This window comes from Vibrio sp. 10N.286.51.C3 (assembly GCF_003050065.1).
Taxonomy (GTDB): Bacteria; Pseudomonadota; Gammaproteobacteria; order Enterobacterales; family Vibrionaceae; genus Vibrio; species Vibrio crassostreae.
On record NZ_PIGC01000013.1, the window covers coordinates 1 to 23,041 of the forward strand.

Consider the following 23,041-nt stretch of genomic DNA (forward strand, 5'->3'; position numbering starts at 1 on the left):
AAGTCGAGATTGAACACCGAGCGAATGAATCCAGAACACTGCCTGATAGTCGACATCTAGAACAGCGCATCGCGGAAGAGGTGAATCATCTACTGATAGCGTCTTCTGGCGATATGTTGGTTTTTCTGCCGGGTAAAAAAGAGATCGTGCAATGCGAACAAGCTTTAGCGAAAAATCCAGATATCCAAGTCGTTAAATTGCATGCCTCGGTGAGTGATAAAGAGCGAGATTTAGCGTTATCGGGTCGGAATACCAATACTGAAGGTGATGGCCAGAGAAAGGTCATCCTTGCTACAAACGTTGCGGAAACCTCATTAACCATTCCTGATATTGGTGTGGTGATAGATTCAGGATTAGAAAGACGCACCGTTCAACGCAACGGCAGAACCACCTTAATGTTGAAATCCATATCACGTGCTAGTGCCAAACAACGCGCGGGCCGTGCGGGTAGGGTAATGGACGGCGTTTGTGTTCGTTTGTATGGCGAACACGCAGCGTTAGAATTGGTTACGCCTCCTGAATTGCAGCGTGAAGAGCTGACCGAACCTATGTTGGCGGCGGCATGTTGTGGTGCGACTCTTGATAGTTTATCTTTCCTCGACCCTATTCCTGAGAAGTCGCTAAATAGCGCAACTCAAATCTTGCTGACGATGGAAGCGATTAACGCCGACCATCAAATTACCGAGCACGGCAAAAAGCTGTATCCACTGCCGATTGATGCTTTGTATGCAGACATTGTAACTCGCATCAAAACCAAAGCACTCAAAGAAGCGATGGTCGATCTCACAGCGGCGTTGTCTGTGCCTGCTCGCTTGTATCAATTACCGAACAGTGCAGAACATCTGGAAGCACTGGCGCAACAGGAGAAAGAAGGGTGTGATTTAAGCCTGTTAATTCAGATTGTGCGTGGTCGCGAATATCCGCATTTAGAAATAGACCTACAGGCACTGAATGAAGCTCAAGGTCTAGCTAAGCAAATGCGTGAGGTATTTGAACTTCCTCAGCTAGAAGTCGCGTCACGTTTTCAACGCATTGAACTACTTAAGACTATTGTGGATCTTCATCCTGAACTGGTGTTTGTGCGCCGGCTGAAAAGGAAAGAGGCCTTTGCTAATGGAGTGTTAGAGGTGGTACTTGGTCGCCAGAACCGTTTCCCGGACAATGCACAAGCTATGTTGGTGCTAGACACCCACAGCTTGCCGGGAAGAGGGGTTAAGCAAACACTGACCTTAGCGACGGTCACTGCACCTATTCCTCTTGAGCTTATAGTTGATGCTGAGTTAGGAGATTGGGAGCAAGGTGAAACCGTTGTGAATGATGATGGCGTCTTTACCGAGATGGCGTTGATGTACGCAGGCCGCACGATTACAACCAAGCTTGTCGCGGCTGAAGGGCAACTATCATTAAAGCCTATCGTCGATCTCGTGGTAAGTGGTGCTCAACTTCCTGGTTTTGCAAAGGTTCGCACTCAAGAGATTAAGCATTGGCAGCTGTATGTGAAACTCGGTCTCGATGAGCAAACACAATACACACCAGAAATTGAGAACATTAACTTTGAGCTATGGTTTATAGAGCAGCTTGAAGTGTTAGGGGTTACTGATGTCAGCGAATTGGAAATGTTTGACCACTCAGACATACCGTTCGATGGCATTCCAACTTGGCTCTATTCAGAATTTTCGGAAAAATACCCGTTTGCATTGAGCCTTGCCGACTTGCAACTCGATGTAGAATACTTGCCCGCGAGAAAGCTGATTTACGTTCACTATCAATCGGGTAGTCGAAAGTTATCGCCAAAACGTTGGGAGCTACCGACATGGTCAGGCTGGCGCATTCAGTACAAAAAAGCGAGCCGAATAATTGATATCAAATAGATGGATAAGTTTTATCTCTAAAATATTAATCAAATAGGTGCATATATGATTTTTCAGTGCTTATTTTGTTACAAGTTTGATTTTTATATGCCTTTTTAACCAATCAAAAGGTCATAAAAGACTATTCTTCTATATCCTATTGCTATAAAGAAAGAGTTGATAGATATTGAGTATATTGTGTTGCCAAAGTGTCGGGGGACATCATGGATAAACAGGAAGAGACGCGTGTAGAGTTCGATTACACAACATTTCTTGGCGCCTCATGCAGTAAAAAATGGACTTTTCTGGAAGCACTCACCACAATTGCGCCAGTATTCAGTACCGTCTGGCGAGATAGCATTAAAGAGCTAGCAAGCCCTGAAGATCGTTTATGGCAGATGGCATTGAAATCAATGTCGACGCGTAAAAGTGATGAGTCGAATATTGTGACCTTACTCAAGCTCGCGAAGCTGGAAGGAATCAATGAGCTCAAAGTAGTGATGCCATATTCTCTTGAAGAAGAGCAGATCGAGTATATTGAATCGCGCAGTCATTTAGTGATTGCGGGTAATTCTGGAGAAGAGTTCACGATTAGGCTGTAACTTCAGTTCGCCTATAACCTCTCTCAGGATTAGTAAAACGCACACGTAAAAAGGGCCTCAATATTGAGGCCCTTTTAGTATCTAAAACCTGTGTTTACGAGCTTTCTAGCTTTCTACTTTGAGATAAAGCGATTAAGCCACTAGTCGATTAGACCATAGTCAGCGCGCAGAACATCAATGATCTCTTGCTTAGGATTTTCGCTCAAGACAATCTCAGCACCTGTGATTTTCGCAGCGATATCAAGGTAAGTACGAGAAAGAGACATTAGCGAATCAAGAGGCAGCTCATTGTCACGAGCTAGTGCTTCACGTTCTGGCATACGTTCTTTGTTCAATAGAATGTCGGCATCAGGGAAGTAGTTAAGCAGGAACTGACGGAAGCCTTCTTTTGAGTTCTCAACGATGTTGCCGTTGTTGTATTCCTGAGTATCCCAAATGCGAGATGAATCTGGAGTACCAACTTCGTCCATGTAGATAAGTTTTTCTTTGCCCTGAGCATCGTTGACGTAACCAAATTCAAACTTAGTGTCGACAAAGGTTTGGTCTACTTTCGCCAGTGCTTGGCTAATCACGTTGAAGCCTTCTTTTAGCAGCTTCTCGTAATGCGCGATGTCACTTGCCTGAGTGAAGTTGAATGCTGCGAAGTTGTCTTCGATGTTGTTACGTGTGATGTTCACATCATCAGCTTCTGGAACGCCAGGAATACCTTTCAAAATCCCTTTAGTAGAAGGCGTGATAAGCAGCTCTGGTAGCTTCTTGTCTTTCTCTAGGCCTTCAGGCATCTCGATACCACAGAATTCACGTTCGCCGTTCGCGTATGCACGCCACATAGAGCCTGTGATGTATTGACGACAAATCGCTTCGATCATGACTGGGCGAGCTTTTTGTACAATCCATACGAATGGGTGAGGGATATCAAGGATATGACTGTCAGCAAGGCCGTTGTCTTTAAACAATTTGAACCAGTGGTTAGAGATAGCATTTAGAGCTGCTCCCTTACCTGGAACACCTTTCAGATTCCCTTCACCACGCCAGATACAATCAAATGCAGAGATACGGTCACTGATCACCATGATTGCTAAAGGCGCATCTGGTGCTACATCGTAACCTTTCTCTTTAATTAGTCGTTGGCTATCTTCTTCAGTTAACCAGTAGACTGAGCGAACCTTGCCACTGTGGACAGGTTTGTCAGTACGGATTGGTAGGTCATCATTTACGGCAAGAACTTGATCAGCAAGGCTCATTTAGACATTCCTATCTTTTATCAAACGTCATACAGAGAAGTGCGGTGTGCACATGATTAGACGGGCATTATACCCAATCTACTGTTTGCTTCCAGAGAAAAAGCAAACGATTGCTAAATCTATTGATCAAATAAAAACCCCCGCCTAACTATCCGCTGAATAATTGGCGAATTGTAGGGCAGAGGAAGGCAGTATGTTTGGACTGTGTTTTAGAGCTATGCTGTCGAGTTAACTTAAGTTTGTTAGCTAAAAGATTAAGCTATGTTTGTGAACCAAAATGTTAAGCAAGGTAGATCAGTGAATACGCTCTGAATTTGCATCCATAAAGAAGACTTCACATTGAAAGCGCATACCTAGTGTTCTTAGGTACTGTTGGCTGAATTGATCAATCGATGCACTTGCAACAATCGCACTCGCATTCTTAGAGCGGATGGCTTTCTCAACCGTTTCAACTTCCGTCATCTGGTGAGAGGCTTTCATATGAATAACACGGTCGCAGCAAACATTATGTTGCTTAAGCTGCTTAGCCGATGGTCTTGGTGTTTGAGCCGTAAAAAGTAGCCACTGGTGTTGATTGGACAGCAACGCCATTCTTGCAAACAATGCTTCCTCGTTTGAATTTTTGCTTTTACGAGAAACTGATGTAAATGCGCAGTGAACTAGCGGGCTAGAGTGTTGGGCTTTAACGTGTGCTTGAATCATTTTGCTGTCCTTATATACATGCTGTATGTGTATACAGTAGTTTTAGTTGCTTATAAGATCAAGCGTTTTTTGCGGGATTATTGGACGATTTCGTCTGGAATTATGGGTGAAATTTAATTAAGCTATTGAAATTATTTGATAAATTAAATTTGAATGAATTTGCTGTTTTGTCTCATCAGTTGAAAAAATGTGAGCTTTACACAGGTGTATACAGTGGTTTTGACAGAAAAGTACTGTATATACCTGTGTAGAAGAGAGAAGAGAGAAGAGAGAAGAGAGAAGAGAGAAGATAGAAGATAGAAGAGAGAAAACCACAAGCACAAAAAAAGCGCCTTAGGCGCTTTCTTATATTTCACGGTGTTGCTTATCTCAATGTCGCTTGGGAGAGTTTTGCTCTCATTTCCATTTCACCAATATTGAACTGGCGAACATCAATGGTTGCAATATCATTGCACTCTTTACATGCATGATGACACTTACCATCTAGGTAGTCATGCTTTTTAACTAGGCTTGGCTTTTTGCACCAATCACAAACGCCTTCTATTGTGAACATATTCTCTCCTCACCTGTTTAAGTCAGGTGTATTTTCGGCGCAAATTATGACACAAGTAAGACCCATTAGTTAATAGTTTGTTACCCGTTTTTGAGAGGGGGATCGATTGCAACACCAATAAAATCGTTATCTTTGAGATATAGGAAAATGAAGATGTGTGTTTGTTTACGGTTTTGTAACATTTTGTAAAATGGTTTTTAGCGCATTGTTCAAACGTTTCATTTCTTCGTCACATCCATGACCATCAGGGTGATAGATTTTCGACAGTTGTTTGTATCGAATTTTGATGCTTTTCTGGTCAGGTATTGAACTCGGTGTGTACCCAAACAGAGCACAAGCGACCTGCAAATTACTCAGACCTTTGCTGTTTTTCTGCTTCTTCAATTCGTGAAACATAGTGTGCAGCTGGCGTTTTTGTTGCCTAATCGTAAGGTCCTTTGAGCTAAGCTGCGCTTCAAGTGATTGTTGTTGCTGATTCAATTCACCAGATTTTAGAACCTGTCTCTTTCGCGAGATAACCAGAGTCGCACTGATACTCAAGATCGCAATCAGTAAGGCCAACGCAGCACCAATCATATATTCAGAGCTGGTTAGGTTAGAACTGGAGAGCTTAGAGCGTGTCGCTTGGCTAGATTGCACTTGCTGAGATAGCCCCTGACTGCTGTCGATTTCAGAGTCGATGCTGTCATCGAGCTGTTCTATTGAAGAGATCTGCTTTGCGCGCTGCTGGTTGAATTGCGCTTGTAGAACACGGGTGTAGCCATCTTCTGCATTAGGGTTGTCTTTTAAGGCAGCTTCATACCATAGCTGCGCGGCATCTAATGGTTGGAGTAGTTCCTTTTCAAGTGAGGACTCATAGATCTTTGCTACTTCCACTAGAGCTCTCTTGTTACCTTGCAATGCCGCTTTGATGAACCACTCTAAGGCCATTTTGTTATCTTGCTCGATACTTGTTCCTGCCAAGTACCACTCGCCGAGTTTAAATTGTGCATCTGCATTGCCATTATCTGCAGATTGAGAGTACCAATAGAATGCGTCGTCGATGTTCTCAGGCACACCCGTTCCCAATTCATACGCTTGCGCTAATTGGTATTGAGAAATGGGATCTTGAGGTTGTGACTGTAGTGAAAACTCATTACTACTTGCTGCGTGCACGAAATGTGGGGTGGGCAACAGTATCGAGGAAAAAACGAGGGCTAGAAATAGAGTTCTAAGAAGTGACGATGACAAAAAGTTGGATTGGATAAGCAAAAGATAAGTCTCGTAAAAAAGCCCAGAGTCGATATGTCAGTATGAATACGCTTTATGGTTGTTGGTTATTAGTATTACGTTAATTGAGTAACATAACTGATAAACAACTATATAGAGGTTAATTCAATAGATAAAGACGGACTGGGCTTTAATCGTGCTACTTAAGCGGCAAGATTTGAATTTCTACACGACGGTTACAAGCACGACCTTGAGAGGTATTGTTGTCACATAGAGGGTAACGCTCACCGTTACCACGAGCAATAGCACGGCCTGCTGCTACATCTTGAGAGATCAAGAATGCACGAACAGATTCAGCACGACGCTCAGAAAGGATTTGGTTAGTCGACTCACTGCCAGTGCTGTCCGTGTGACCTTCGATCACTAGGCTTGTGTCTGGGTATTCAACTAGGATGCGCGCAACGCCGCGAAGTGTGTTGTGAATGCTTGATTCTAAAGCGTAAGAACCAGAATCAAAACCAATGCCGTTTTCCAGACGAAGTAGAAGTTGATTCTCACCAACACGTTCTACTTGAACGCCAGAGTTCATTAGTTCTTCACGAAGGGCTGCTTCTTGTCGGTCAAAATAGTAACCAATACCACCACCAACAGCCGCACCACCTGCCGCACCAATAAGTGCACGTTTACCACGGTCTTTAGAGTCACCGGTAGCTGCACCAGCGACGGCACCAGCAAGTGCACCAATTAGAGCGCCTTGAGTTGCAGAGTTAGTCTCAGATTCGCCAGTTGTCGCGTTTTGGCGTTGAGTTGCCTGACAACCCGTTAAAGCGATAGTAAGCGCTAGGGCTAGTGTGATTTTTTTCAACGTATTTTCTCCATCATGTACTTCTATCAAACGAATAAATCCGAGTGACAAACATAGTCCTGTAAATCTTATTGATGGTTTTTATCAATACGCCGAAGTAATGTAAAGTGGCTCTATGATTTAGTTATCTTTTTAGCTGCCTGGGTACCGCCAACTGGTCGATTAACAGACAATTTACGACCTTTCTTCAAACCAACTTCATAATCGGCGGTGAGGTTTTTCATCGCTTCTCTCAGTTGCTGTTTGAACGTTTCACGGTCGATATTTTTGAATTCTTTATCAATGTAGTTATTGATCTTGTTGTTTGATTCGTCGTCTGGAGTAATGGTTGGCAGCTTTTCAAGTGCACCTTCAACCCAGCCTGAAACAAACGAGTTCACGCGGCGTGTTACTTCTAATGAGCCTGTGCCAGAGCCAGCAAAGCTATTTCTGAATTGGCCGGTGTGTTCATTCAGCTCGCGATAAATGATATCGAAAGCGAAGGCTGCGAAGATCGCGCGGTCGGCTTCACCAATGAATTCAACGCGCTTGAGGCCTTTGTGATTCAGTAACACGGCTTCTACGCCAAACTTGGTGTTGATACCGCGAATAACGCGCAGCAGTGTAGAACTGATATTTGCAGGTAACAGGTGACTGGACTGAGTTTTCCCCATCTTGATAAATTCAATATCGTCTTTTTCGAGACCATATTTCAGCATCAAGTTATGCGCCATTTTTATCGCATTGGCAGCTTCATTGACGTTCGCAGAATTTCCAAGCTCAAGACACTTGGCAATTTTCTTTAGGGCTTTTTTCTTATCCATCGACAATTTAATCAGTACCGCAAATTTTTAAAAGTCCAACATTTTACATGTTTTCGCGGGTAACAGAAAGGCAAAACTGGTTTGATGAACAAGTGAGGTGGTGAACATTGGACTGCACGAGCCGGCTTGGTGACACAAACAAAAACGCCATCAAGAGTATTGATGGCGTTGGTGACTCGATTTTTTAGAATGACTAGAGCTTTCGCAAACTAGATACCCAGTTCATCGAGTAGATCTGCTGCAGAATCATTGCCAGAGCTTTGAGCTGGCTTGTTCGCTTCTTGCATTTTTTTCTGAGTCGCCTCAAGAATGCTATCTGGACATTCGTCTTCTGCGATTTCAAATTCTTCCAATTGAATGAATTCGGTCTTATCCATCGCAAGCTCAAGGTAGAAGATGTTGTTATTGGCGGTAGAGAAGGTCACACGACGAGCTTGTGGACGATCGAGATTGGTATCAACAGAAAGGTTTACTTGCTTGTTCAGAGCCAGCATTTTTGGTTGGTTTTGGGTGATGTTGGTTTGCAGCTCTTTGCGGATTTTATTGGTGAAGTCACCCACCAATTGGTTCATCAACTCACCCAATACATCACCCACTTCGTCTGAAGTATGAAGCACAGCGAGCTCGTTTTCAGGCATGCCCATATTGCGCATGTAATTGGTGTAGACCTCTAACGCTGCTTTGGACGTAAAATTGATAACAACAAGACCAGAAAAGCCGCCGTCAAACAGAACGAAGCAACCAAAGTCTGGCTTTAGGCTTGTTTTGTTGATCTTTTGAACCATGGCTGAATAGGACACCTGAGAAGCCGTCGCTGAAGTAAGTACGCTTGAGACTGATTGGCATAGTTTAAGAAGGATATCTTCAGTTGTGACTGTTTTGTTTTTTTTCATTGTGATGTGCTCGTGGAGATGTCTTAAACAAAATGTTATTCAGTATATTACTACTGAAATAAGACGAAAGTGACTATTTCTCCATTCTTGCACTGAGATTCTGATTTGATCACCTTTTTATATGATCTTAATAGTAGTAAAGTGACGAAATTCAAAGAAAATTATTAAAAATCTCAGATAACCCAATGCTGATAGGATCAGCGAAGTAGGGGCAGGAAGCAAATGTTACCAAGACTTCAACTCAATGCTGATGTCGATCCAGTTGTCGTACGCTTTTTAGATGAACTAAAAACAGCGGGCTTTACTGGCGACATTGAATCTCAATATTCTAGCCGTTTGGCTGTGGCGACTGATAACAGTGTCTATCAGCAATTGCCGCAGGCGGTCATCCTTCCTAAAACAACGCAAGATGTTGTGCTTATCGGTAAAGTGGTTTCTAAATCTGCTTACGAACGTGTGACCTTTTCCCCTCGTGGTGGCGGTACCGGAACCAACGGACAATCTTTAACAAAAGGTGTCGTGGTTGACCTGTCGCGATACATGAATAAGGTTCTTGAGATTAACGAGAAAGAAGGCTGGGTAAGAGTTCAGTCTGGTGTCGTTAAAGATCAATTGAACGACGCTGTTCGCCCGTATGGTTACTTTTTCTCTCCAGACCTTTCCACAAGTAACCGAGCAACCTTGGGTGGCATGATCAATACCGATGCTTCGGGCCAAGGGTCATTAAAGTACGGAAAAACGTCTGACCATGTATTATCGCTACAAGCGGTATTCGCAGACGGTTCATGTTTAGAGTCTGATTTATCACACGGCTTACCCGTTGAAGGTGAATTCGCTCACCATGCCCTTGAGGTGACTGAGGCTGTTTGTCGAGACAAGCGCGCTCAAATTCTGGATAAATTCCCTCCGCTGAATCGCTTCTTAACTGGTTACGATCTAAAGAATGCAATCAACGAGCAAGACGATAGCTTTGACCTGACTCGCGTTCTATGTGGCGCTGAAGGTTCGTTAGCATTCATCACGGAAGCTAAGCTAAACCTAACGCCGATTCCAAAAGCACGCACACTGGTTAACGTGAAATACAACACGTTTGATTCTGCATTGCGTAATGCACCGTTTATGGTGGAAGCGAAAGCACTGTCTGTTGAAACGGTTGATTCAAGAGTATTGAACTTAGCGAAGCAAGACATCGTCTGGCACACCGTGAGCGACCTGCTGACCGATGTCCCTAACAAAGAGATGCTTGGCATCAACATGGTTGAGTTTGCAGGCCAAGATGAAGCGGAAGTTGAACAACAAGTTCAAGCGCTGACGGCACAACTTGAAACCATGGTAGAAACCGAAGACGCGGGTGTGATCGGTTTCCAAGTTTGTAGCGATTTGGCGAGTATTGGCCGAATCTACAACATGCGTAAGAAAGCGGTGGGTTTATTAGGTGCGGCGAAAGGCCGAGCTAAGCCAGTCGCTTTTGCTGAAGATACTTGTGTACCACCAGAAAACCTCGCGGACTTTATCTCTGAATTTAGAGTGTTACTCGATTCAAAAGAGTTGAATTACGGCATGTTTGGTCACGTGGATGCGGGCGTATTACACGTTCGTCCAGCATTGGATCTGTGTGACCCGATGCAAGAAGCCTTGATGCATGAAGTCTCTGATGAAGTGGTTAAGCTAGTGGCGAAATACGGCGGCTTAATGTGGGGTGAACATGGTAAAGGCTTCCGTTCTGAGTATGGTCCTGACTTCTTCGGCGAAGAGCTGTTTACCGAATTAAGACGCGTTAAAGCGGCATTCGACCCGCATAACAAGATGAACCCTGGCAAGATCTGTACGCCTTTAGAAAGTGACGCTGAATTGGTGAAAGTCACCGATACTAAGCGTGGTTTCTACGACCGTCAGATCGAAGTACAAGTTCGTGACAGCTTCAAGCAAGCGATGGAATGTAACGGCAACGGCTTATGTTTCAACTACGACACGAGCTCGCCAATGTGTCCTTCAATGAAAGTTACGGCTGACCGTCGTCATTCACCAAAAGGCCGCGCAGGCTTAGTCAGAGAATGGTTACGCCAGTTAACAGAGCAAGGCGTCGATATTCTCGATTTAGAGCAAGAAGCGCTGAAGGACAATACTCCGGTTAAAACCATGGTGGAACGTGTTCGTAATACAATGAACAAACGCCATGAATACGATTTCTCGCATGAAGTTCACGAAGCGATGAACGGTTGTCTTGCGTGTAAAGCGTGTGCGAGCCAGTGTCCGATTAAAGTTGATGTTCCGAGCTTCCGTTCTCGATTCTTAAACATTTATTACTCACGCTACCAACGCCCTGCAAAAGACTATTTAGTCGCCAACATTGAAACCATGCTGCCGCTAATGGCGAAAGCGCCAAAGGTTGTTAATGCTGCCTTGGGTCAAAAGTGGATACAAACCGCAACAGCGAAAACAGTCGGTTATGTTGATGCACCGCTTATGTCGGTCCCTACGCTTAAGAATCGTCTGGCGAGCAAAGAGCTGCAACTATTCGATATCCAATATCTAGAAGGGCTCTCTTCTGAAGAGAAGAAACAGCATGTGTTGATCGTCCAAGACCCGTTTACTAGCTTTTATGATGCAGAGGTAGTCGAAGACTTCGTTACCTTGACTCAGAAGCTTGGCAAAACACCGGTACTACTGCCGTTCAAACCTAATGGGAAAGCGCTGCACATAAAAGGCTTCTTAAGTCGTTTCGCTCGTGAGGCGAAATCGACGTCTGATTTCTTATCGATGGTGGCTGATATTGGTATTCCTTTAGTCGGTGTTGATCCTGCTCTTGTGCTTTGTTACCGCGATGAATACGTCGAGATTTTAGGTGACAAGCGTGGCGACTTTGATGTGCTCACCGTACATGAATGGTTAATGCCGTCGCTCGGTGATTTTGAAGCGCGTTCTGCAAGCGAAGAAATGTGGTACTTGTTTGCTCACTGTACGGAGAAGACCAAAATGCCAAACGCTGAAAAAGAGTGGGGCGCTATCTTCAAACACTTTGGCGCTGCTTTAACCAGCGTTCCTGTCGGCTGTTGTGGTATGGCAGGTACTTTCGGTCACGAAGTCGATAAGCTGCAAATGTCGAAAGACATATACGGTCTAAGTTGGAAGCCAAGGATGCAAGACTTACCGAAAGAGCGTTGCTTAGTGACGGGTTATTCCTGTCGAAGCCAAGTGAAGCGTTTTGAGGGTGAGAAGCTTGCCCACCCACTACAAGCGCTCGCAAAAATTATTTAATACATTTAGCCCAGCAATTGCTGGGCTTTTTTCTAAACTAACAATGGAATTGTTAATAAGGAAAGCTATGAGATTTCTTGAGTTAAAAGTACCACCCGTTGCACTTTTCATTATTGTATTTATAGCCTCGAACTTCTGTGCGCAGCAATTGATCCTAGGAGCAATTGCACTGCCTTATGGAATGGTTGTACTCGGTATCGGGATTGTATTGAGTGGTGTGATTGGAATATCAGGCATATTGGAATTTCGAAAACAGAACACCACCGTTAATCCGATCAAAGTCGAAACCGCCTCGGCAGTTGTGGACAGCGGTATTTTCGGTTACACCCGTAACCCAATGTACTTAGGGCTATTCATCCTACTGTTTTGCTTTGGCTACTTCTTCCAAAACCTGTTCAGCGTTTTACTCAGTTTTGTATTTGTAATGTACATGACTCAGTTCCAAATCAAACCCGAAGAGCGAGCACTAGAAAAATTGTTCGGTGCTGAATATGTTGATTACAAACAAAAGGTTAGGCGTTGGATCTGATGTGGATTCAAAGACAATCAAGTAATTAGATAATAACTATTATCATTTAGTTGAGATTCATCACAAAAAAATATAACCAATGTTTCATATTGTGTTTTTATAAAATAGCCTGCACATCATTATTAAAAGATATAAAAGGCTAGGTAATAAAAATGGTTCAGGCTAAATGGTTGTCGCTAGGTATCTATGCAGTGAGTCTGTCTTCAACGTCGGTGTTGGCAGATGTTTCAGCTCGAATTATCAACGGTAAAGAAGCAACACAAGGCAATTGGCCATTTATGGCTGCGCTAGTCTCAAGGAACGTGAACGCTTATGACGGTCAGTTTTGTGGTGCGAGCTTCATTGGTGAGCGATATGTATTAACTGCCGCTCACTGTGTGGAAGGTAATGGTCGTGAAGATCTAGATGTGGTGATTGGCGTATCAAACCTTTCTGCCTCTCAAGCCGCACAACATAGATACGCTGTTGATAATATTTATGTACATGAATATTACAACTCTGCAGCGACAGGCAATGATATCGCCATTATTGAGCTCGCAGAAAAGCCAGCTGAGTCTGTGGTTAATCTCGTTGATGGTTATGTTCGAGGTAACCTAAATGATGGTCAGATGCTAACGGTGATGGGCTGGGGAGATCAGGACGCATCAGATGGTTATGCATCTAAGAGTGAACTATATCAAGTCAACATTCCTTTAGTTAATCAGTATGAATGTAATAGCGTTCCTCACAGTGGCTATGCGTCAATTGGCAGTGATGCATTCTGTGCGGGATACAGTGATGGTGGTTATGACTCCTGCCAGGGTGACAGTGGTGGACCAATCGTTGTGTCGACAAATGGAACATATGAGCAACTGGGCATTGTAAGCTGGGGTAAAGGCTGTGCACAGTCCAACGCCTACGGAGTCTATACCAATATTAGCTACTTTGATGATTGGATTGATGAGCAGCAATCAGGGCTTAGTTACCGTCAAATTGAAATGCTTGGTGCAAAATTATTGGCGCCTATTTCACATACCTTTGAATTCACAAATAAATCTGATCAAAACATTGCAGTAAACCGTGTTTATCCAATTTCAGGTAATGATACTGTTATAACAGACAACGGATGTAGCATTTTAACTGCAGGGCAAAGCTGTGAAGTTGTGGTTAGTTTCGACCTAAACTCAATTGGTGAACATGAATTTGGTATTAATGTTGACACTGATTTATTGGTAGGCACGGTTACTTCAACTGCTTCTGTAATCGGAGCGAGATCTGTAACGGATACGGTGAGTTCATATGTAAGCATACCAAACAGTGGCGTCTACAACACACAAGCTTGGATTACAGAAGGTGATTCGCTGTCCTCACCGTCCATTAGCCACGGTACATCTACAGCGCTTATTGTTGAGGGGATTCCTTCTGGTACAGTTTCGTTTGACCTAACTGCATCGTCTGAAGCTGATTATGATTTTGTTGAGGTTTATATTAATGGTCAAAAACTTGATAGTGTCTCTGGTGAGTTTTCTGGTTCGGTCAACCTACCGATGGTGAGAGATTCCAATAATAGCTTCATGATTACCTATGTGAAAGATTGGTTTGGTTCCACCGGAAATGACAAAGCTACGGTCAAGAACTTCTCTTATACAGATGAGATAAAGATATCTAAGTCTGAAGGAACGCAAAACGCAAAAAGCTCAGGGGGCGGTAGCGGCGGCTCGCTGTCTTGGCATTGGTTATTTGTGCTTTTAGGCGGTGCGACTGTACGTAAGTCATTTTCACCACTGAAGATGAAAGGTGATCAGTAAGCTATACCACTGACGCTAACTTAAGACTGATAGCCAACCTATCACCTTTAGTTAAACGCGAAAAGCCCAGCTGGATGAAATCAGCTGGGCTTTATTGATCTGAATTCACGGTTATAGCTAACTCCGATTTCCGTTTCTAACTTGGTTTCAATCAGTGCCAAATCAAACCAGAAGAGCGAGTACTAGGCAATTATTCAGTGCTGAATATGTTGATTACAAACAGAAGGTTAGGCGCTAGGTTTGATTTGTTAATGCAGTTAATAAGCTAGCTATTCACTAATGTTTGAAACCTATTCAAGGTAAGCCATATTTTGGTGCGCTTACCATTTATATTTATTTTTTATCAAATAACCTGTCAGTTATTATTAAAACAAATGAAAGGTTAGGTAATGAAAGTTATCCAAACAAAATGGCTGCCATTAAGTATTTATGCGGTTGGTCTCTCTTCAATGCCGGTGTTGGCAGATATCTCCCCTCAAATTATCAATGGTAACGAAGCGGCAAAAGGTAGTTGGCCATTCATGGTCGCGCTTGTTTCAAAAAACATGGATGCCTACGAAGGGCAGTTCTGCGGCGCAAGTTTCATTGGTGAGCGATATGTGCTCACCGCAGCGCACTGTATCGAAGCAAGTAGCAACCAAGATTTTGAGGTTGTCATTGGTGTCTCTGATCTTTCTTCGCCCGACGTAGAGCAGCACCGCTATTCTGTTGAGCAAATTTATGCCCATGAAAGTTATACTCAAGAGCCTGCGAGTAATGACATCGCTATTATTGAGCTTAATGATAAGCCCACGGAGTCTGCGGTTAACCTGGTCGATGGTTATGCTCGTGATAACTTGAATACAGGTCAGATGTTAACTGTCATAGGTTGGGGTAACCAGAATTCATCAGAAGAGCAATACTCATCCACGAGTCAGTTACATCAAGTGAATGTTCCGTTAGTTAGTCAGCGAGAATGTAACTTTGGTCAAGGAGACGGATATTCAGATATTGGCTCTGATGCTTTTTGTGCCGGTTACAAAGAAGGCGGACGCGATTCATGTAGCGGGGATAGCGGCGGTCCAATCATGTTGTCCACCAATGGTCACTACGAACAGCTAGGTCTTGTGAGTTGGGGAGAAGGTTGTGCACAGCCAAGGGCATACGGTGTCTACACCAACATAAGCCACTTTGCTGACTGGATAGGTAAGAAGACGGCAGGTTTTAGTTACCAAACTAAAGCGATGCTTGGTGCTCGATCTTTGGGCCCAATTGAACACAAGTTTGAATTTACGAACAAATCTGATCAAGAGATTAAAGTAACCAACGTATCTTTAGCTGTCGCCACAGACGATCCCATAACCTACAATGGTACTGCGATCATAAAGAGCAATAGTTGTACGACGCTATCGCCGAATGAAGGCTGTGATGTGGTTGTAAGCTACAACATAGATTCAGTGGGTAATCATGATTTTGGTATCAAGCTGTCAACCGACTCATTAGCCGGTGTGGTGACATCAAAGGCATATGCTATTGGCGCGAATGTGGTTTCTGATGCAGTGAATTCACTCGTCACGATACCTAAGAATGCAGTTTACAGCACAGAAGCTTGGGATGTTGAAGGGTATACGATAGCTTCACCGGATATTAGTAATAGCCAGTCCACCGCATTCATTGTTGACGGAATCCCAGCTGGTACCGTGTCTTTGGATCTCACCGTCTTTTCTGAAGAAGATCGTGACTATATGGAGATCTACATTAACGGCTTTGAAGTCGGCGCGTTTGCGGGGCAATTATCTGGGACTGTTGAACTGCCAATGGCGAGAGCTAAAGACAATAGCTTCATGATTGCGTACAGCAAAGATGAGGCGGGTTCTGCAGGGCATGACAGAGTGACCATTAAGAACTTTGCTTATAGTAATGAGATTAAAGAGCTAAGCTTGGTGGAAGATCCAATCATCAAAAAGACAGGTGGTTCAATGGGTTGGTATTGGCTGGCGATGCTGTTAGGTGGCACGATGATACGTAAGTCACTTTCGTCATTGAAGAGGAAAGGTACTCAGTAAATACCGGTGACTTATATTAATATCTATTGTTTAGAATAAAAAAAGCCCAGTTTGATACCTCAAGTTGGGCTTTTTAATTCTGTGTTGGCTTACTTAAGCGGCAGCTGCGAACTGAGCTAGAAACATCTCTTTACGTTCGTTGAAGCGGTTTACTAGGTCATCGACAGAAGCTTGGTCGTATGGCTTAAGGCCACTTGCTACCATGCGTTTCACGCCTTTACCTACCACTTCGCCGTCCTCTTTGAAATCGAAGTTCAGTGTCACGATGCCACGCTTGCCTTCAACATCAAAAGTCGCACCAGAGAATTCAACTTCTGGGTGAGATAGGTCTAGGCGAGTAAATTCAACTTCCATGCTCTCGTAAATAACAAGAGGGCGTTGGCAGTTGATCATCATCTGTTGCTCTTCCATAAGAGGAACCATGATGTGTGGGAAGTTCATACCAGAGAACTTAACGTAGTTTGTTACTACGTGTTCGATGAATGCTTGATCGTGGCTTTTCTCACCTTCACAAGACATGTGTAGGTACTCTTTGCCTTTCTCGTCAACCAGTGAGCTTTCTTTTTCACACTTGTTGTCAACGCTAAGCGCAATACCGTTACCAACCATACCTGAAAAATCAAAACGCATTTTTTGGCTGATGCCTTCTTTCTGCAGAAGAACTGCAAACAAAAGATCGCCAGGCACGCAGAAGCGCTTGTTGTCTTCATCGTGAATTGGGTTGAAGTCAGCGGCTACTTTTTTAGCAAAGTGGCTAGCCTGTTCACGAGTGAATTGAAATTGATTGTCTTCAGTAGAAAAGTAAGGTGTCAGAAACATAGTATCGCTATTAGTCATCAAATCTGGGGTGGATTATAGCTAACTAACTTCGTTCTAATGGTCTATCCAGTTAACTTTGCTTATATATCAGTTAATTAGATAAATACGTTGGATGGTATGTGACGATTTTAAGAGAGATATGGCCTCTGGCTCAATGCAACAAGGGCTAATCGATAGCCCTTGTTTATATGACACTCTAATGAGTGTTGTTCAGAATGTTTTTGCTTTAAAAGCTACACAAAGTGCCTTCTGGCATTAGGTGATTATGAACGGATAATTTGAGCAATAAGTTCGCTTGTTCAATATCCGGTGCAAAATATCTGTCTTTGTCGTAGAAGCTGACTTTTTCACGCAAAATCTGTTTCGCTTCTTCCACACGAGGAGAAGATAGATTCGGAGCGCGGAAGTCTAGCCCTTGTGCTGCTGCCAAATATTCTACAGCCAATATCCCACGGGTATTTTCAGCCATGTATCTAAGTCTACGTGCTGCGAAGGTTGCCATTGATACGTGGTCTTCTTGGTTTGCTGATGTCGGAAGGCTGTCTATTGACGCAGGATGCGCTAAGGTTTTGTTCTCACTCGCCAATGCTGCAGAGGTAACCTGAGCAATCATAAAGCCCGAGTTCACGCCACCGTTATCGACCAAGAAAGGTGGAAGTTTGCTTAGCGCGCTATCAATCAGCAGCGCCATTCTTCGTTCTGACAAGCTACCGATTTCAGCTATTGCTAATGCAAGGTTATCGGCAGCCATTGCCACAGGTTCTGCGTGGAAGTTACCCCCTGAAATAATGTCGCCATCGTCAGCGAAAACCAGCGGGTTGTCGGATACGGCATTCGCTTCAATCGTTAAAGTCTCTGCTGAGTTACGAATCTGCTGTAAACAAGCACCCATCACTTGAGGTTGGCAACGCAGTGAGTAAGGGTCTTGAACCTTTTCACAACAAGTGTGTGATTCACCAATCTCACTCTTTTGATCGAGCAGATGACGGTAAGCAAGCGCTGCATCCATTTGTCCACGATGACCACGAACGCGGTGAATACGAGGGTCAAATGGGCGGCGACTACCGAGTGCGGCTTCTACAGACATTGCACCACACACGGTTGCAGACGCAAACAAGTCTTCAGCTGCGAATAGACCTTCTAATGCAAAGGCCGTCGATGCTTGAGTACCGTTTAACAGCGCTAAACCTTCTTTAGGAGCAAGTGTGATTGGCTCAAGGCCAGCGATCTGCATCGCTTCTAAACCTGTAATGATCTTACCGTTGTGGCGTGCTTGGCCTTCACCTAGCAGAACGGTACTCATGTGGGCGAGGGGAGCAAGATCTCCAGATGCACCTACTGAGCCTTTCTGTGGTACACATGGGTAAACTTGAGCGTTCACAAGATCGATAAGTGCATTGATCACCTTGAGGCGGATACCAGAGTAACCGCGAGATAAGCTGTTAATTTTTAACACCATCATCAAGCGCACAGTTTCATCAGACATGAATTTACCAATGCCCGCCGCGTGAGAAAGCACGATACTTTTCTGTAGTACTTCTAAATCTTCAGGGGCTATTTTAGTATTCGCTAATAAGCCAAAACCTGTATTGATGCCATATACCGTGCGATCTTCAGCAATCACTTGCTCGACAACCTGCATGCTCGCTTCAATATCAGGGATAGCTGCAGGGTCGAGTGACAGGTTCACAGGGCTACGGCTGATTTTACGCAGTTCAGATAGGCCTAGTAGTCCTGGCTTAAGTAATAAATTCAACATGTTATCTCCAGACATTAAAGGCGACGAAGTTCTTCGTTCAACATAGGTAAATCAAGCTTCTGTTCTTTCGCACACTGCTTGGCAATATCGTAACCCGCATCAGCATGACGCATTACGCCAGTTGCAGGATCATTGTGAAGTACGCGAGCAATTCGCTGTGATGCATCTTCACTACCGTCACAACAAATCACCATACCTGAGTGTTGCGAGAAGCCCATGCCAACGCCACCACCGTGGTGTAAAGAAACCCATGTTGCGCCGCCTGCAGTATTTAGAAGGGCGTTCAATAGAGGCCAATCTGATACGGCATCTGATCCATCCATCATGCCTTCTGTTTCACGGTTCGGGCTTGCTACTGAGCCTGAATCTAGGTGGTCACGACCGATAACAACGGGTGCTTTAAGTTCGCCATTCTTAACCATTTCATTGAATGCTTGGCCCAAGCGTTCACGATCTTTCAAGCCAACCCAACAAATACGAGCTGGTAGGCCCTGGAACTGAATGCGTTCACGCGCCATATCTAGCCAATTATGTAGATGTGGGTTATCTGGAATCAGTTCTTTTACTTTTTGGTCTGTTTTGTAGATGTCTTCTGGGTCGCCAGATAGGGCTGCCCAACGGAACGGACCGATGCCTTCACAGAATAAAGGACGAATATAGGCAGGAACGAAACCTGGGAAATCAAATGCGTTTTCTACGCCTTCTTCCAGTGCCATTTGGCGAATGTTATTACCGTAATCTACAGTCGCAGCACCTCGATATTGTAGGTCGAGCATCGCTTGAACTTGAATCGCCATCGATTGTTTCGCGGCTTTCACCACTTTTGCTTCATCAATGGTGCGCTCTTGCGCTGCTTTTTCCATTGTCCAACCTTGCGGCAAGTAACCGTTCAGTGGATCGTGGGCAGATGTTTGGTCGGTCACTACGTCAGGCGTGATGTTACGTTCGACTAACTCTGGGAAGACGTCTGCGGCGTTACCTAATAAGCCAACAGAGATTGGCGTGTCTGACTCTTTAATCATAGCCATTGCTTCATCTAAGCTGGTGGCTTTTTTGTCTACATAGCCAGTACGTAAGCGGTAGTCGATTCGTGATTCATCACACTCAACCGCGATCATTGAGAAACCAGCCATTGTTGCCGCAAGAGGTTGAGCGCCGCCCATGCCGCCAAGGCCGCCTGTGAGTACCCATTTGCCGTTTGCTTCGCCTTGGAAGTGTTTCTTCGCAATCGCGACAAAGGTTTCATAAGTACCTTGAACGATGCCTTGTGAGCCGATGTAGATCCAGCTACCTGCGGTCATTTGACCGTACATCATCAAGCCTTCTTTATCGAGCTCGTTGAAGTGCTCCCAGTTGGCCCAATGTGGAACAAGGTTAGAGTTAGCGATCAACACGCGAGGTGCGTTTTTATGAGTCGGGAACACGCCTACAGGTTTACCTGATTGAACAAGCAGCGTTTGGTCGTCTTCTAAACGCTCTAATACTTCAACAATCTTGTCATAACATTTCCAATCACGCGCTGCGCGACCAATACCACCATACACAACCAGTGCATGTGGGTGTTCTGCCACATCAGGGTCTAGGTTGTTCATTAGCATACGCAGTGGTGCTTCTGTTAACCAAGATTTAGCGCGCAAAGTGGTGCCATGAGGTGCGCGAATTTCGCGAGTCGTGTCGAGACGAGGGTCACTGTTGTGGTGTTCCGTCATTTTGGAATTCCTTCTGTTTCACGTTATATCGTTGTAGTTGTAGTTGTAGTTGTAGTTGTAGTTATCGGTATATCTGGATTAGTCGTTGGCCATTGCAGAGGCAATATCCCAACACAAACGAGCAGCCAATCGAGCCGTTTGGCCATCGACGTCGTAGTCTGGGTTATATTCCGCAATGTCCGCGATAATGAGTTTTTCACTGTGTTTAAAAATCTGTTCTAGAAAAGGAGCGAGTGTTTCATAGCTCACGCCTCTTGCCGCTGGTGCACTGACACCCGGCGCAGTCGCCGCAGGGAAGACATCGAGATCGATGGTGAGATAGAGGTAATCACACTCATCGATGAATTTTTGCAACTTAACCAATTGAGCGACTTGGTTTACTTGGGTCATATTGCGGTCGTGTTCATACCAAACGCCTAGTTGGTCGGCTTTGTTGAACAGTGCTTTAGTATTGCTTGCCGCGCTAACACCAAGGCAAGCGTATTTGAACGGCCATTGATGTTTGTGGCAGTAATCGCTGATCTGATTAAAAGGTGTACCTGAACTGGGTTTAACATCAGCGATGTCGCTTTCAAATTCACGAAGGTCAAAGTGAGCATCAAAGTTAACGATGCCTATTTTAGGCTTGTGTGCTGGCTGACCTTTATCAAGGCGTTCCGCTTCATGTCGGTGTTCAGTTTGATGTAAATGCTCAGCGAGGCCTTGGAACGAGGCCCAAGCCACTTCGTGACCACCGCCAAGGGTAATCACTTTGTTGGTTGATAAGGCATTGGCAATCACAGAAGCACACTGTTTTTGACTGATTTCTAATTGACCATCGTTACATTCGATATCACCAAGATCCGCGATGTGTGTATCACTATGCCAAGCCATATTAGCTAACGCTTGACGAATTAGGTTAGGTGCTTGTCTTGCGCCCACTCGTCCTTTATTTCTTGCAACGCCTGCATCGCTGGCAAAGCCGACCAAAGCGATAGCGCCATCAGTAAGCTCGTTACTTAAATCATTATGTTGCACTTGCTTGGTAATGTGATGAACGCGGGTGCAGAGTGCACCATCTTCAAGATCATTACGTCCCGTCCACACAAAGTTATGTACGGTTTCTGAGTTCTTTTGAATGCCGTTGGACTTAGATTGAGTCATGACACACCTCGCCATTAACAATGCGTTTATGAAGATGAGGAACACCAACTTGATAGCTCAGGTCAGCAGGGTGGTCGATATTCCAGATAGCCAAATCAGCGGCATAACCCACTTCAACTTTACCTTTGGTTTGTGAGTCGCCAATGGCTGCGGCAGCGTTACAAGTCACACCGCGTAGTGCTTCTTCAGGCGTCGTACCAAACAGGGTGCAGCTCATGTTCATCATTAGCGTTAAGTCAGCAAAAGGAGAAGTGCCGGGGTTTAAGTCGGTCGCTATCGCCATTGGAATGTTGTGTTCACGAAGTAGGGCAATAGGTGGCTGTTGAGTCTCTTTTAAGAAGTAGAAAGCGCCGGGAAGCAAGGTAGCAACTGTGCCTGATTCCGCCAGTGCCTTGACTCCAGTTTCATCAAGGTACTCAACATGGTCGACAGAGAGTGCGCCGTACTTCGCTGCAAGCGCACTACCACCCATATTAGAAAGCTGTTCTGTGTGGCCTTTGATCGCTAACCCATGTTCTTTAGCTGTCGCAAATACACGTTCGGTTTGTTCTAGATTGAAGCCGATAGATTCGCAGAACACGTCAACTGCATCGGCGAGTCCTTGCTCTGCAGCTTTAGGAATGATCTCTTGGCAAACCAAATCGATATAGCTGTCCGGATGCTCTTTGTATTCGGGCGGTACAGCATGGGCTGCAAGGAGAGTGGTGCTGATCTTAATTCGGCGATGATTCTCTAACGCTTTAGCAGCACGTAACATTTTGAGCTCATCTTCAAGTGTTAAACCATAGCCAGATTTTACTTCGATGCTGGTTACGCCACTTCTTAGTAGGCCATCGAGTCTCGGTAACGCCATTTCAACCAGCTCAGACTCTTGCGCTGCACGTGTGGCCGTGACTGTCGCTAGAATTCCACCGCCTTGTTTGGCGATGTCGGTGTAAGAGACACCATTCAAACGCTGTTCAAATTCGTTGGCGCGATTACCTGCAAATACGAGGTGAGTGTGGCAATCAATCAGCCCTGGGGTGACTAACTTGTTTTTGCAGTCATAGGTGGCGTAATCCAAAGAACCATCAACACTTACTTGTTCTAACTCAGAAGCAAGTTCGCCTTGGTTTGAACAAGAGATGGACACGATCTTACCGTTTTCGATAACGATATCTTGAGGGGCAGAGGGCTGATAACCATCGGCTCCTGAACTCATGGAGACCACTCGTGCGTTTTTGAGGATCAAATTCATAATCACCTAGATCTTTGCTTAACATTAAATGTAT

At 44.5% G+C, this 23,041-nt stretch carries 17 protein-coding genes and 2 pseudogenes; 6 read left to right on the forward strand and 13 right to left on the reverse strand.

The window, feature by feature from the left end:
* Both CWO27_RS14855 and CWO27_RS14860 read left to right on the forward strand, forming a co-directional pair.
* The coding region (locus tag CWO27_RS14855; protein ID WP_107899159.1) for a helicase-related protein at positions 1-1,871 on the forward strand (1,871 nt) is incomplete at its 5' end.
* Positions 1,872-2,074: 203 nt separating this feature from the next.
* On the forward strand, positions 2,075-2,452 hold the full coding sequence (locus CWO27_RS14860) for a hypothetical protein (RefSeq protein WP_019821854.1): 378 nt from the start codon (positions 2,075-2,077) through the stop codon (positions 2,450-2,452).
* Between the two features lie 140 nt (positions 2,453-2,592).
* Here the strand turns inward: CWO27_RS14860 and CWO27_RS14865 are convergent, their stop codons facing one another.
* The 8 genes and pseudogenes from CWO27_RS14865 to CWO27_RS14895 all read right to left on the reverse strand — a co-directional run bounded on the left by CWO27_RS14865 (position 2,593) and on the right by CWO27_RS14895 (position 8,721).
* Complete coding sequence (locus CWO27_RS14865) at positions 2,593-3,696, reverse strand: phosphoribosylaminoimidazolesuccinocarboxamide synthase (protein WP_017055177.1); 1,104 nt, start codon at positions 3,694-3,696, stop codon at positions 2,593-2,595.
* A 294-nt stretch (positions 3,697-3,990) separates the two neighbouring features.
* A complete protein-coding gene (locus CWO27_RS14870) occupies positions 3,991-4,398 on the reverse strand; it encodes a SulA-like leucine-rich domain-containing protein (protein ID WP_004733418.1) in 408 nt (135 codons plus the stop codon).
* Positions 4,399-4,762: 364 nt separating this feature from the next.
* Complete coding sequence (locus CWO27_RS14875; protein WP_004733419.1) at positions 4,763-4,951, reverse strand: hypothetical protein; 189 nt, start codon at positions 4,949-4,951, stop codon at positions 4,763-4,765.
* A gap of 165 nt (positions 4,952-5,116) precedes the next feature.
* Positions 5,117-5,551, reverse strand: a pseudogene (locus CWO27_RS23980) (hypothetical protein); the annotation flags it as partial.
* A gap of 83 nt (positions 5,552-5,634) precedes the next feature.
* Positions 5,635-6,202: pseudogene (locus tag CWO27_RS23985) on the reverse strand (tetratricopeptide repeat protein); the annotation flags it as partial.
* A gap of 157 nt (positions 6,203-6,359) precedes the next feature.
* Entirely contained in the window at positions 6,360-7,025 is a 666-nt protein-coding gene (locus CWO27_RS14885; RefSeq protein ID WP_048607125.1) for an OmpA family protein, read from the reverse strand.
* 113 nt (positions 7,026-7,138) lie between these two features.
* Complete coding sequence (locus CWO27_RS14890) at positions 7,139-7,828, reverse strand: DUF2786 domain-containing protein (protein ID WP_017059769.1); 690 nt, start codon at positions 7,826-7,828, stop codon at positions 7,139-7,141.
* Positions 7,829-8,037: 209 nt separating this feature from the next.
* Entirely contained in the window at positions 8,038-8,721 is a 684-nt protein-coding gene (locus tag CWO27_RS14895; protein WP_107899161.1) for a DUF3334 family protein, read from the reverse strand.
* A gap of 222 nt (positions 8,722-8,943) precedes the next feature.
* On the opposite strand from CWO27_RS14895, the gene ydiJ reads away from it, so the two are divergent.
* The 4 genes from ydiJ to CWO27_RS14915 all read left to right on the forward strand — a co-directional run bounded on the left by ydiJ (position 8,944) and on the right by CWO27_RS14915 (position 16,340).
* The gene (ydiJ, locus tag CWO27_RS14900) at positions 8,944-11,979 is read left to right on the forward strand and encodes a D-2-hydroxyglutarate dehydrogenase YdiJ (RefSeq protein WP_107899162.1); all 3,036 of its coding nucleotides are present in this window, start codon (positions 8,944-8,946) and stop codon (positions 11,977-11,979) included.
* A gap of 67 nt (positions 11,980-12,046) precedes the next feature.
* The gene (locus CWO27_RS14905) at positions 12,047-12,508 is read left to right on the forward strand and encodes a methyltransferase family protein (RefSeq protein WP_102433130.1); all 462 of its coding nucleotides are present in this window, start codon (positions 12,047-12,049) and stop codon (positions 12,506-12,508) included.
* Positions 12,509-12,660: 152 nt separating this feature from the next.
* Positions 12,661-14,295: a trypsin-like serine protease gene (locus CWO27_RS14910; RefSeq protein WP_102433129.1), complete on the forward strand. Its 1,635-nt coding sequence runs from the start codon at positions 12,661-12,663 to the stop codon at positions 14,293-14,295.
* Between the two features lie 389 nt (positions 14,296-14,684).
* Positions 14,685-16,340 carry a S1 family peptidase gene (locus CWO27_RS14915; protein WP_107899163.1) on the forward strand — a complete coding sequence of 552 codons (1,656 nt, stop codon included), beginning with the start codon at positions 14,685-14,687 and terminating at the stop codon, positions 16,338-16,340.
* A gap of 93 nt (positions 16,341-16,433) precedes the next feature.
* Here the strand turns inward: CWO27_RS14915 and CWO27_RS14920 are convergent, their stop codons facing one another.
* The 5 genes from CWO27_RS14920 to hutI all read right to left on the reverse strand — a co-directional run bounded on the left by CWO27_RS14920 (position 16,434) and on the right by hutI (position 23,007).
* Positions 16,434-17,159, reverse strand: a complete 726-nt coding sequence (locus tag CWO27_RS14920; RefSeq protein WP_010438254.1) for a DUF3581 domain-containing protein — start codon at positions 17,157-17,159, stop codon at positions 16,434-16,436.
* A gap of 226 nt (positions 17,160-17,385) precedes the next feature.
* On the reverse strand, positions 17,386-18,918 hold the full coding sequence (gene hutH / locus CWO27_RS14925) for a histidine ammonia-lyase (RefSeq protein ID WP_107899202.1): 1,533 nt from the start codon (positions 18,916-18,918) through the stop codon (positions 17,386-17,388).
* A gap of 14 nt (positions 18,919-18,932) precedes the next feature.
* A complete protein-coding gene (gene hutU, locus CWO27_RS14930) occupies positions 18,933-20,627 on the reverse strand; it encodes a urocanate hydratase (RefSeq protein WP_048615115.1) in 1,695 nt (564 codons plus the stop codon).
* 78 nt (positions 20,628-20,705) lie between these two features.
* Positions 20,706-21,770 (reverse strand): formimidoylglutamase, encoded by a 1,065-nt coding sequence (hutG, locus tag CWO27_RS14935; RefSeq protein ID WP_107899164.1) that lies wholly within the window; start codon positions 21,768-21,770, stop codon positions 20,706-20,708.
* Positions 21,757-23,007 carry an imidazolonepropionase gene (gene hutI, locus CWO27_RS14940; protein WP_102530447.1) on the reverse strand — a complete coding sequence of 417 codons (1,251 nt, stop codon included), beginning with the start codon at positions 23,005-23,007 and terminating at the stop codon, positions 21,757-21,759. The genes hutG and hutI overlap by 14 nt, the downstream gene beginning before the upstream one ends.
* Between the last annotated feature and the right edge of the window lie 34 nt (positions 23,008-23,041).